This is a genomic window from Geodermatophilus sp. URMC 62 (assembly GCF_052931475.1).
In genome coordinates this window covers 3998732-4010914 of record NZ_JBRFHY010000001.1, presented here as the reverse complement: position 1 = coordinate 4010914, position 12183 = coordinate 3998732, and the positions used below count along the sequence as shown (strand labels likewise).

The window sequence follows — 12183 nt, the reverse complement described above, 5'->3', positions numbered from 1 at the left end:
ACCCGTCTCTGTCGTCGTCCGGGACCCGCGCGACACCGCCTTCTCGGGTGTCGAGGCGGTGAAGCCCAGGTCCGGGACCACACCGCCGGCAGGGCTGAGCGTGGGGCGGCGCATAGCCTCCCCTGCATGCGAGCCGTGCAGATCACCGAATTCGGTGGACCCGAGGTCCTGAACGTCGTCGACCTCCCCGACCCCGTCCCGGGCGACGGCCAGCAGCTGTACGAGGTCAGCTCCTCGGGCGTCAACTACGCCGACACCCACCACCTGATGTCTGGCTGCGTAGTTTAACCTGACCTGCCCCTACGTCCGCCGTCTCCTCCAAGCTGACCGGGTCAGGACTGGGGCCGCCACACCACCAGCTCGTCCACCTCGTGGGGCAATAGCCTGACGTGGTACTCGTTGCTCGGTGTGATCCGCGTGACCTTCTTGTCCCTAATCGCCCGGTCGATGGTGGCGATGTGGACTCCGATCCTGGCGGCTGCCTCCTTCTTGGTCACTGGTGCTCCGTCGCGGTGTCTCTGAAGGTCATGCCGGGCGCGGGTGGACCCTTCCTCATGGCCGCGCACGTGCGGACGGTGCAGCTTCCCGAGGTGGATCGGCGGGAGCTGGAGCGGCGGGTGCGGGACAAGGGCGCCCCGGCTCGAGTGACCGAGCGGGCCCGGATCGTGCTGCTGGCCGCGGACGAAGTACCGGCAAGCAGATCGCGGAGATGGTCGGCTACGCCGAGGGCACGGTGGCGACCTGGCGCGGCCGCTACGCCGAGCGTGGCCTGGCCGGGCTGGCGGATCTGCCGCGGTCGGGCAAGCCCTCGCCGCTGCCCGAGGCGCTGCGTGAGCGGGTGCTGGAGCTGACGCTGACCGAGCCGCCGGATCAGTTCGGCGCCACCTACTGGTCCTCCCGGCTGCTGGCCACCGCGCTGGCCGGCGAGGGCACGCCGATCTCGCACGCCACCGTCGCCCGGATCTGGCACCGCTTCGGCGTGCAGCCGTGGTGGGCGGGCACGTTCAAGTTCTCCACCGACCCGGCCCTGGAGGCCAAGATCCGCGACGTCGTCGGGCTGTATCTGCATCCGCCGGAGAAGGCGGTCGTGCTTTGCGTGGATGAGAAGCCGCAGCTTCAGGCGCTGGAGCGGACCGCGCCGACGCTGCCGGTGCGGCCCGGGCATCCCGAAAGGCAGACCTTCGATGACGTCCGGCACGGCACCACCACGCTGTTCGCCGCGCTCGAGGTGGCCACCGGCAAGGTCACCGATGCCTGCACCGACCGGCACCGCCATCAGGAGTTCCTGGCCTTCCTCAAGCAGGTCGCCGCCGCCTATCCCCGCCGACAGCTGCACGTGGTGGTCGACAACTACGCCACCCACAAGCACCCGGCGGTGCGCGCCTGGCTGGACCGGCATCCTCGGGTGACGCTGCACTTCACCCCGACCTCCGGGTCGTGGCTGAACCCGGTGGAGGCGTTCTTCTCGATCATCACTCGGCAGGCGCTGCGCCGCGGCAGCTTTCCGACCGTGGCCGACCTGATCGCCGCGATCGAGGGGTTCATCGACGCCTGGAACGACCGCTGCCGGCCGTTGATTGGGACCAACGACCCCGACACGGTCATCGCCAGGGCCACCGACCCACGCCACCGCAAGACACAAACGACGTCAGATACGGAGCACTAGGCTCGGATTCCTGGTGAGAAAACCTCATTGACGGCCGGGGATGCCAAATTGAGGTTTTCCCACCAGGAACTGGCGCCCAGTTGGAGGGTGTGGTTGTCGCCGCTGGTCAGGACTGTGGGGAGTCGTTGGCGGAGTCGATCACGGCTCCTTGGCGTATGCTCCTGCCAGGCGGTACTCGGTACTCCGCTGGCACATGCGCCTGACCTGCGGCGATGGCTCTCTGACCTGTCCCCGATCGGCGAATCCTGGTGAGAAAACCTCATTCGGGTTCAAGATCGGCTGAAATCCGTGCAGGACAGCGAGCAGGGGCGGTCTTACGGCACAGACATCCCCAGGTGGTTCCACCTCATCCAAAGATGACGGCCTCATGACCGCGCTTGACACATCAACACCGTGCACGGACCCTCGGAGTCATGGGTACGAAGACCATCGTTTTGTTTCATGACGACCTGACGGATGCACCTGCGGACACGACTGTGAGTTTCGGCCTCGATGGCCGGGACTATGAGATCGACCTGACGGACACCAACGCCGAGGAACTGCGGCAAGCGCTCGGGAAGTACGTTGAGGCTGGTCGCAAGGTGGGCGGCGTGCGCAGGCGTCGCCGTGCTTCCAGTCCTGTTGCAGACGTGGACCCTAAAGCCGTACGCGCATGGGCGGCTGCAAAGGGATACGAGATCAGCAACCGCGGACGTGTCCCTGCCGCGGTGATCGAGGCATACCGAGCAGCTGGCAACTAACCTCGTACCGAGTGGGCACCTAGGTACGGTGCTGAGCGCCGTCCGCGCCGCTTATCACCGTCACGGTCTCCCTGCACTGGAAGCACCCGAACTCGGCTCCACCAGCTTGGATCTCAGCGTGGTGCTTCGTGCAGACACGCATGCTGTCCGCACCACATGCACAGCTAGCGATCGCGGTGTAGCGGCCGAGGTTATGACAGGTGTGAATCTGGCAGCGTGGTCGGGTGTCGGCCTGTTGAACTCGTGCCTTCATCCAATCCGGAACAGAGACGATCTCGGTAACCACACTGCGGATGCCCCCGCAGTGTGAACACTTTTTCATGTGCTGGGACCGAAGGCCAGCTCCGCGGCGGCCGCCGCGGTGTTCGGCACAACGTGGATGTTGTTCATCGCCGCAGCTGCAGGACACCTGGACGTTCCAGATGGCCGGCTTCTCGCACCGGCTGCACCTGAGGGTGTCGGTGGCCATGGGGCAGTATGCGGGGGGAGTCGTCCGGCGGTCCAGCAGTGTTGCCCGGTGCAACCCACAGGTTTGCCATTACCGCTGTTCGTGACTGCTCGCGGTGGCGGACCGACTGTCGAGTAGCGGAGGACTGCCCCGACACTGCGGCCTCGAAGGCCTGGCCCTAGCTACGCTGGCCCTAACTTCGGGCGTCCGCCAGAACGGTGTTTGGGGCGTCGTTGCGGTGCACCTCGATGAGCTGCTCGAAAACCTCGATGACATCAGGGCCAGTCCGTCCTCGGCACGGAAATGCGTGGTGCCCTCCGGACACGGGTCTCGTGTCCGGAGTCGGAGTAGCGGACGGCGTTGGACTGAAGCCACTCGTGGATGTGAGCTCTACACGGCTCGGGATTCCCGTTGCGCGCACTCCCGTCGCGGCCGCTGGCGTCGTTGGTCAATCTCACCCGTTCATCACGGAGTGAAAATGCACCAACTGTGACGTCCTCGTCGCACCAACTGTGACGTCCTCGTCGCGGGACCGTTTACGTGCGCCAGCCGTTCACGGATGTTCAACCCCAGTGCCATGACCTCGACGGCCTTACCTGAAGGAACTGGTGACGGAGGCGGGCACCGCGCGCCGCGTCGGCGCACTCGGACGACTGGGCAGAGTTGTCAGCGTTGATTGAGGTTTTCTCACCAGGATTCGCCGTCCGCGGACGGCTGGGAGAGGCATCGCTGCAGGTCAGGCCCTCGTGCCAGCGAAGTGTCGAGTGCCGCCTGCCGGGAGCCTGCGTCGAGGGCCCGCGCCCGAAGTCGCTGACGACTCGCTGAAGCCCTGACCAGCGACGCCCACTACGCCCTTCAACTGGGTGGGGATTTCTAGTGAGAAAACCTTATTACTCGAGTGTCTTCAAGGGCAGGAGAATGCGCACGGTGTCGTCGTGGTCGGTTGTAAGTGCGGGGATTGCGGGAGTAGCGTCGATGGCCTCGGGTGTCTCCTCCGTGGCCAGCACGTGCATCAGCTCAAGTGCCAGCTCGTCCGGGTCACGGTCGTGTGCTGCGGCCGTGGCGCGGATGGCGTCGGCTTGAATCGCCGTCAGCTCGTTCAGCACGGGTACGGAAGCCTCTTCCGATGGAGGAGCGTGCGCCGGCACAGTCCCAGCGCTCTGTGGTGGCGCTGGGCGGTCACTCCGGAACCAACGCCGCCGGTGCCGGTGTCGTCGGGAATCAACGCCGCCGAGTGGTCCTCGCCGGCTATCCGCGGAGGAGGGCATCGCGCGCCTGCTGCCACTCGTCGATGATGCCCGCGAGGCGGGCGGTGGCTTGCTCATAGATTGCTCGGGGGACGCGGGCGGGGAAGCATCAGCGGTGCCGTTGCCGTTGCCGTTGCTGTCGGCGTCAGCTGCGGATGCGAGCGCTTGGTCCTGGGCGCCCGGATCGGTGCTCATGCTGCGAATGCTGGCTCCCGCCTCCGTGCGAGGGCAACCCGATCGCGGAGCGGCCCGCTGTCTGATCTCACCGGCCGGGCTGGACGCGCGGGCCGTCGTGCCATGCCCCACGGTCGCGCACACCGGCCCGGCCGCGTCCGGCGTGACGCGTGACGTTAGTCGTGCTCCTCGATCAGCGGCTCGGACTCCACCAGGAAGTGGATGAGCTCACCGAGACCGATCTGCACCCGCCACACCCCAACGGCGTTTCCGCGCTCATCGATGGCGCGGCGAACTCAGCGGGCTCCGTCGCACTCCTGCCAGTCCGACCGTTGCCACGCGCACCGATCCTCCTCAGACCTACCGCTCGGCCAACTCCTCGGCTCGGGTGGCCGACGACGCCACCCTGATCACCCGCGGTCGGCACCTGAGCGAAGGACGCATAGACCACCAACACGCCCTCCCCCATGGCGGCGCACGCTAGGGCCGACGAATGCGGCGCTGCCCCGTGTCCGGCGGCTTCCGCCCAGCCGCTCCTGCCCCGGACCGTGACCGCGAGCGTGCTGGCCGGGCCCGGCTGGGCTCGGCCAGCCAGCCTTCCCCGATCGACTTACAGGCGAGCAGACCACCGGCGGCTGCGTCGACCTGGCCAGGAGAAGACGGCAGCCACAGAAACGAGCCAGAGAAGACGCCTGGGCTGGCTACTGATGCGGCCCCGATGAGGACCGGGTCATACTGGTGACTGCTGTCACACGCTGCGTGGTCGACGACCGTCTCGCCTTAACCCTCACAGCCTCGTGGCCTTCCAGTCCCGAGAACCTGACCAGCCATCCCGGCGGCTCCTGCGGTGGGTTCCGCCCATGCCGACCCACCGAACGCCTGCTGCCGATGCCGCGCCGGCATCGGCTGGTGACCTGTCCACTCCTGAAGCTGAGGAGTTCGTCGTGGATGATCCGCCTGCCGCGGTCGTCGTCGAGGCGGAGTTGTCCGGCGGGCCGCCGGGGTGCACGGCGCGTCTCATCCTCGATCTGGGCCACGCCGGCGTTGAGGCCGCCGCGCTCGCCCGCGACCTGGCCCGGGGGATGCTGGGCCAGATTGAGGCGAAGCTGGTTGATCCGGCCGCCGACCTGTCCGCGGAGTTGCGCGGTGCGCTGGTCGCACTCGCCGGGGCACTCAGCGAGCACCCCGATGATCGAACCACCGTCACCTTGCTCAACACGCCACTGGCGCGCGCCTGGCACGCCCATCCCGCCAGGTGGGAGCGGTGAGGGATCCCGGCATGAGCTGCCACGGGCATTCATGGACGGTCGGCGCCGACGGCGCCCGCCATGCCGGTGGATGGGCACCAGGCTCGGATGCGGCAACGAGGACTCCGGCATACGCTGGACCTCTTGCTCGTAGGGCCGGTCGAAACGGTTCCGTGCCGTCCCGGGCGCCGATTCCGGCGTCTCTCGCGCAAGCTGGACCTCATTGCGGAGGTGGACCCTGAATGAGGTGACGGGCGCGCTCCCTCCGGCGGACCAGCGCAGCGCGTTCACCAATGCGCCGATGGGAATCGCCCTCACCACACCCGCCGGGGTCCTGGTCGACGCCAACCCCGCGCTGTGCCGGATGCTCGGCACGGCCGCCGAGGTGTTGCACGGCCGATCCGTGCTGGACCTGGTGCACTCCGCCGGCCAAGCGGGCGCGAGCGAGGCGCATGCGAGGCTGCTGGCCGATCACAGCCAGCCGATGCGCCACGAGACCAGCCTGCTACACGCCGACGGGAACGAGTTCCCGGTGCAGGTGACCGCCTCCTGGGTGGAGGGCAACCCGGCGGGTGAACCGTCTCACCTGGTCATGATCGTCGAGGACATCACCGACCGAAAGGCCCTCGAGGCACAGCTGCTGCACCGCTCGCTGCACGACCCGCTGACCGGGCTGCCCAACAGGTTGCTGTTCCAGGACCGGCTGCAGCACGCTCTGGAGCGCGGCTTGCGCGAACAGACCCCCACCTGCGTGCTGATCATCGACCTCGACGGCTTCAAGACCATCAACGACACGCTCGGCCACCACACCGGCGACCTGATTCTGGTCGCCTTTGCTGAGCGCCTGCAGACGGTGCTGCGAGCCAGCGACACCGCGGCACGACTGGGCGGCGATGAGTTCGGTGTCGTGTGCGAGCACACCGACCGAGCCCACGCCGACCTCCTGGTTGAGCGGCTGCGCGATGCCCTCCACAACCCGGTGATCATCGAGGAGACCACGATCTCTCTGACTATGAGCATCGGGATCGGCCTCACGGAAGGCGGCGCCGATCCCGCAACTGCCCACCAACGGGTGGTCCGGGACGCCGACGACGCCATGTACGCCGCCAAGCGGCGCCGGCGCTGACCCACGGCGGTTGCCGGTCACGCCTGATGACTACTGACTCACCCCGCCCCTGCGGACTTCACCGCATGGCCGCAGCCGTTCCGGAGCGACGCTGTAGTGGAGTCGGTGTCCGGTGCGACGTGCGCTTCTATCGCGGGTAGGCCTCGGTCACCGTCGATTGCAGGTAGCGGGCGCGCCACTCCTCGAGCATCTCGCAGGCCAGTTCCACCGCGTTGGGCTTGTCGGGGTCGATGACCACCCACAGCACGCCGTCGACCGTCATCGCCGCGCACACCGCCCGGCCCTCCAGTGACCGACAGCGCACTTCGATGAACCCCTCGGCCAGGGTCAAGTCCGAGGAGCCCGCAGGCAGGTGGTGGCGGCCCGACAGCGCCGCGAGGAGTTCGGCAAGGCAGGACTCGTCCAAGAAGTGGGTCACGAGGGTGTCTCCCGGGAAGCCGACCCTCGGATGCAGCGAGGGCGCGATCAAGCCACTACGGACGGTACGCGACTCTGCGGCGGGCCGCGAAGTTGTGCGCAGCGGGCTGAGGGCCCGGAGGCCCGCGCGAGGGCGCGCACCCCTGCGGATCCTCGGGAACGGCGAGGTCCCCGGCGCGGAGGCGGGTGTGCCCAACGTCTGCACGGGCAAACGCTGCGCCGCCTGGCGTGGGGATGGTGATCGAACGCTGCTCCAGCGAGCGTGCATCCGGGCTGAGACGGCAAGGTCTCGACAGGCTGGCAGTGGGGCGTTTCGCCGGTGGGCTCGACCGCCGTCGAGGGAGGGGGCGGCGAGGTCGGGCTCATGCCCCGGAGGGTCGCTGGAGGTCTTCGGCGATGAGCTGCAGCAGCTGTGCCCGTAGCCGCGCCTTCTCCTCCGCCGACACGTCCGCATCACCCAGGAATCGGGCCACCTCGAACCCCAGGTCCCGCGGCTCCTCCTCGTCCACCCGGTAGCCGGCCGCCATCTGGGCGGCTTGCATCAGGCTGGACTCGCTGAGCGGCAAGACCGCGGCCAGTGCCCGCACGATCCCCGGCGGCACCCGGTGTCCCTTCGGCCAGCGCAGGTTGGGATTGAGATGGCGCGCCACGGCAGCCCGGCGGGAGTCGTCGAACCCCGCGCGGCGGATCAGCTCCCGCACGGACACGTTCTGCCCCTCCTCGCGGATGAGCTGCCGACGCGCCTCGTCCACGGCCTGCTGGAAGGCGTCCATCAGTAACACACTGTAAACGCCTGTGGTCCCTCGTTCCAAGGACCAAGGGCTCTGCCAGCAGCTTTGCGTGTCGAATCCGCCTTCACCCTGTACGGAGAGTGATCTACCGATCGCAGTTGTCCATGTACTGGGGACAGGCGTCCTGCGACGCGCTCCCAACGGGCGTCGACTCGCTTCAGCGTCTCCCGTAATTAGACATCGGTCTTCGTAACTTGGTCAGTGGCTAGTACTGTGAGATGGTGACGCAATCGGATCCGCTTGCCGGCCCACCGCTCAAGCCACGGGGGTGCGGACGGCAGGAACAGCACCGCACCGCGACCTCCTGCGGCGCCCGGCTTGATGACCACCCTCGAGAAGTTCTTCGACGCCCGACCCCAGGCGCCGCGTCCGAGGTCGACCAACGGCGCGGTACGACACCAGGTCCACCACAGGCGCCGGTGACCGCGAGCCGGTAATCGACTCCCGCCCTGAACAGCTATCCCGATCGAACAGGTAGGGGTTCGATGCTCTGGTTGATGCTGGCAGCCTGGCTGCTCCTCGCGCCCCTGTTCGCCCTCCTCGTCGGCGCGGCTCTCACCGTCTGCCAGCACAATGAGGACCGCATGGTCACCAACACTGTGTGGCGTGCCGACTCCGAGGAGTGCAGCGCGACCGGTGGCAGAGGATCAACCCCCTGTCGTCTGCGCGACCGAAACCGGCAACGAGTCACTGGTCACCGCGTCCGCTCGCGCACCTGAGCACCAGCCGCTGCCCCATGAGCCGCACCTGTCCGTCCCGGATCGTCACCGCTCCCAGCAGGCCGGGTACTCGAGGACGCTCCGACCATGACTAAAGATTAACCGCCTCATAGGTGATCTGAAATAGCGAATGCACTACTTGAGCCTTATCGAAGTAGTTCCGCAAACCCCTGCTGGACGCTTATCGATGAGGTGTGCACCAGTTGGACATGTCAGTGCGCAACCGCGTCATATTCCTGACGGAGACGACTAGCGCACCGCTAAATGCTGTCTCGACCGGCCGGGATCGAGGGCGTCGGGGGAGGCAGTGGAGGAGGTAAATCCGGACAGGTGAACACATCAGGCTGAGTTGATCTTCAACCTGCGCCGTGCTGGCCGGCGCGTTGCCTACCGGGAAGCGGTCGAGATTCCATGTCCACGATGACCCGCCGTCGTGTCCTCACCGGCGCCGTCGCAGCAGTCGCCGCGCTCACCCTCGGCTCCGGTGCGGCCCGGGCGACGCACACCACCACGTCCCGCGCGGCCCGGATCGGGGTCTCCATCGGTGCCGCCGATCTCATGTATCGCGGCGCCGCGTGGCGTGATGCGCGTCTGGACGAGGCCGTCCACCTGGGCGCGAACTGGTTGCGCACCGACGCCAACTGGGCGTGGATCGAGGGCACTCGCGGCACCTGGTCGTGGGCCGAGCTGGACGGCCTGGTCGATGCCTGCGCTGCCCGCCACCTCCGTCCGCTCTTGGTCCTGGGCACCCTCCCGACCTGGGCGCGCCCCGCGGAGACGCCAGAGACCCACGGGCCCACCACCCAGAACCAGCGCGACGGGTTTGCCGCGTTCTGCAACCGTGTGGCCACCCGCTACCGGGGTCGGGTCGTGCACTACGAGGTGTGGAACGAACCCAACCTCCCCCAGTTCTGGTCGAACCCGAACACCAGCAGCTACGCCACGCTGCTCAAGGCGGCCTATCCGAGGATCAAGGCCGCAGATCCGAACGCGAGAGTCCTGGCCGGAGGCGTCGGCTGGGGGTCCACCATCAACACTGTCACCTGGTACCGCGACCTGTACGCCCAAGGCGGCAAGCCGTACTTCGACATCGCCAACACCCACCCCTATCAGGACCCGTACTGGTCACGGCAGGGCGCCTGGGACTCCGGAGAGCTGTACTACGCAGCTCAGATCCGGCAGGTGATGAACCAGAACGGGGACGGCGCCACCCCGTTGTGGGGATCCGAGTTCGGCGCCCCCTCGTCGGGGGACAACTCCCTGACCGAGGACCAGCACGCCCGGTCGCTCGTCGGCGGCCGCGACCTGTGGTTCGCGCGGGAACCCGACAGCGTCCTGTTCCTCTACACCATGCGCGACCGCACCCCCTACGGCAGCGCCGAGCGGGAGAACTACTTCGGGCTCACCCGCGCGGACAGCACCCCCAAACCGGTCCACGACCAGATGCGGAGCTGGATCCTCGCCTGACCACCCGCCTGCGGGACACCTGAAGCGCGCACTGGCGTCTCGAGGACGGAACCTGGTCAGCTGCAGAAGATGTCAAGGGCGGTCACGATAGTGGCGCGCGGCGGATGCGCCGGCCCGAGACGTCGAGCAAGCGAGCTGGGATGGTGCGGCGAGCCGCTAGCGAGTATGCGGGGCGAACAATCGCTCCGATAGCAGCTGCGCCGAGCCCACGGTGGTCACCTGGCGACGCCGCTACAGCAAGGCCGGCTGGCCTGACGGATTTGCCGCGGCGGGTAAACCGTCGTCGCTGCCGACGTGCGCCGCAGGACCAGGTGCTGGAGCTGACCCAGACCGGGCCACCGACCCAGTACGGGGCCACGCACGAATCCTCCCGGCTGCAGGCCGCCGCTCCGGCCGCCAAGGTGACCCCAATCTCGGACGTCATCGTCGCCCAGATCGGGCACCGCTTCGGCGTGCACCCGTGGCGGGCGGTGCCAGCGTCCGGCGTCACCCGCCCTGGCGTCGGACGACCTGACCGACCGTCTTGATGAGGATCTTCATGTCCAGCCAGGGGGACCAGTTCTCGATGTAGTAGTTGTCGAAGCGCGCCCGGTCCTCGATTGAGGTGTCGCCGCGGAGTCCGTGCGCCTGCGACCAGCCGGTCAGCCCGGCCGGGACCCGGTGGCGGGCGGTGTAGCGGGGGATGTGGGTGGAGAACTGCTCGACGAAGTGGGGGCGCTCCGGGCGGGGCCCGACGAGGCTCATGTCGCCCCGGAGGATGTTCCACAGCTGGGGCAGCTCGTCGAGCGAGCTGGCGCGGATGAACCTGCCCACCGGGCCCAGCCGGTCGTCGTGCTTGATGTTCCAGTTCGTCTGCGACTCCGTCTCATTCACGGGTTTGAGCGACCGGAACTTAAGCACGTCGAACGGACGTCCGTCGAGACCGACCCGCTGCTGCCGGAAGATGATCCCGGGGCCACCCTCCCAGCGGACGGCCAGGGCGACGACCGCGAGCAGTGGGGACAAGACGATCAGGGCCACACCGGAGATGACGATGTCGATCGCCCGCTTGACCTTCCACCACGGGCTGCGGAACACCGCCCGTCGCACTCGGATGAGGGGGATCCCCCAGATCTCATCGGTGTAGCGGTTGGCGTTGTGCAGCTCGAAGAGCCGAGGGACCAGGAAGACCTCGACGTCGAGCCGGTCGCAGGTACGGAGGATGTCGACTAGGTCATCTTCATTGGCCCCGCCGAAGGCCACGATGACGTCACGGATCCGGTGCTCGCGGATGACCTTCCCCAGCTGCTCGTACGCGCCCAGCACCGGCGCCGGTAGCAGCGAGTTCTGAGTTGGTGGATCGCAGTCGACGAAGCCCACCGGGTCCAGGCCGTAGTAGGGACGGTCCTGCAGAGTGTTCGCCAGACGGATACCCACCTGTCCGGCGCCGACGATCAGCGTGCGGTGATGGACCTTGCCTCGGCACCGCGCCCTGCGGACGACTGTGTAGGCGATCCACCGCACTACAAGCACGGCAGCCAGGAGCACCAGCGCATGGAGGACCTGCCGGGGCGGCGGGTCGACGTGCGGGAACAGGGAAATCAGCGCCAGCTTGAGCGCGAAACCGACGAGGGACGCGGCCAGGATGTAGGGGAGGTCGTCCAGCAGCGACAGGTTGAGCCGGGACCGGTAGAGCCCCACTACGTAGAACACCGCGACGTACACCCCGAGGACGACCACGTGCACAGGGTTCGCCGGCGTCGTAATGGCCGTGGCAATGACGAAGGCCGCGACGTCACCGAGCAATAAGTACGGGCGCACCCCCGCCCGCAGCCACCAGGGCTCGGGGTTGCGCCACGGGGCCTCCAGCGCCAGCTGGGCCTGCGCAGCTTGGGCGTCAGACCCTGCCGCCACCGTGTTGTCGGTGCGGTGCAGCAGGCCGATATCGCTGGAAGTCTTGTCCTGCGGGTCCTCTGGCACTGCATCCCCCAAGCGCGCGCGGACGTCCCTGTCCGATCATTGGTGGTCAACTAAGTTGAGCGCAACGCAGCTGAAGTACTATAGGTCAGGTATCGGGGAACCGCAAGCCTGGGCGGGCCACTCCGTGACCATGTTCGGCGCCTGCAGGTCTGAGCAGGTCTCCAACCGACCAAGCCAAGCGC

10 protein-coding genes and 1 pseudogene are annotated in these 12183 nt (G+C 67.6%); 6 read left to right on the top strand and 5 right to left on the bottom strand.

Going from position 1 to position 12183, the window contains the following annotated elements:
- Positions 1–126: 126 nt before the first annotated feature.
- Entirely contained in the window at positions 127–288 is a 162-nt protein-coding gene (locus tag ACU616_RS19400) for a Zn-dependent oxidoreductase (RefSeq protein WP_446760048.1), read from the top strand.
- 44 nt (positions 289–332) lie between these two features.
- On the opposite strand, the gene ACU616_RS19395 is transcribed toward ACU616_RS19400, so the two are convergent.
- Positions 333–497 carry a hypothetical protein gene (locus ACU616_RS19395; RefSeq protein ID WP_446760047.1) on the bottom strand — a complete coding sequence of 55 codons (165 nt, stop codon included), beginning with the start codon at positions 495–497 and terminating at the stop codon, positions 333–335.
- Between the two features lie 57 nt (positions 498–554).
- Here ACU616_RS19395 and ACU616_RS19390 point away from each other — a divergent pair.
- Positions 555–1666 (top strand): annotated as a pseudogene (locus ACU616_RS19390) (IS630 family transposase).
- A gap of 413 nt (positions 1667–2079) precedes the next feature.
- Positions 2080–2406, top strand: a complete 327-nt coding sequence (locus ACU616_RS19385) for a histone-like nucleoid-structuring protein Lsr2 (RefSeq protein ID WP_446759833.1) — start codon at positions 2080–2082, stop codon at positions 2404–2406.
- Between the two features lie 1338 nt (positions 2407–3744).
- Here the strand turns inward: ACU616_RS19385 and ACU616_RS19380 are convergent.
- Positions 3745–3960, bottom strand: coding sequence for a hypothetical protein (locus ACU616_RS19380; protein ID WP_446760046.1), 216 nt, complete (start codon positions 3958–3960; stop codon positions 3745–3747).
- Between the two features lie 1175 nt (positions 3961–5135).
- Between ACU616_RS19380 and ACU616_RS19375 the strand changes: the two genes are divergently transcribed.
- Together ACU616_RS19375 and ACU616_RS19370 are read left to right on the top strand one after the other, a co-directional pair.
- Positions 5136–5543 (top strand): hypothetical protein, encoded by a 408-nt coding sequence (locus ACU616_RS19375; protein ID WP_446760045.1) that lies wholly within the window; start codon positions 5136–5138, stop codon positions 5541–5543.
- 226 nt (positions 5544–5769) lie between these two features.
- On the top strand, positions 5770–6648 hold the full coding sequence (locus ACU616_RS19370; RefSeq protein ID WP_446760044.1) for a diguanylate cyclase domain-containing protein: 879 nt from the start codon (positions 5770–5772) through the stop codon (positions 6646–6648).
- A 127-nt stretch (positions 6649–6775) separates the two neighbouring features.
- Here the strand turns inward: ACU616_RS19370 and ACU616_RS19365 are convergent, their stop codons facing one another.
- Positions 6776–7066: a hypothetical protein gene (locus ACU616_RS19365; protein ID WP_446760043.1), complete on the bottom strand. Its 291-nt coding sequence runs from the start codon at positions 7064–7066 to the stop codon at positions 6776–6778.
- Positions 7067–7427: 361 nt separating this feature from the next.
- The gene (locus tag ACU616_RS19360; protein ID WP_446760042.1) at positions 7428–7838 is read right to left on the bottom strand and encodes a hypothetical protein; all 411 of its coding nucleotides are present in this window, start codon (positions 7836–7838) and stop codon (positions 7428–7430) included.
- Between the two features lie 1157 nt (positions 7839–8995).
- On the opposite strand from ACU616_RS19360, the gene ACU616_RS19355 reads away from it, so the two are divergent.
- The gene (locus tag ACU616_RS19355) at positions 8996–10042 is read left to right on the top strand and encodes a cellulase family glycosylhydrolase (RefSeq protein WP_446760041.1); all 1047 of its coding nucleotides are present in this window, start codon (positions 8996–8998) and stop codon (positions 10040–10042) included.
- Between the two features lie 486 nt (positions 10043–10528).
- On the opposite strand, the gene ACU616_RS19350 is transcribed toward ACU616_RS19355, so the two are convergent.
- The gene (locus ACU616_RS19350) at positions 10529–12001 is read right to left on the bottom strand and encodes a sugar transferase (protein WP_446760040.1); all 1473 of its coding nucleotides are present in this window, start codon (positions 11999–12001) and stop codon (positions 10529–10531) included.
- Between the last annotated feature and the right edge of the window lie 182 nt (positions 12002–12183).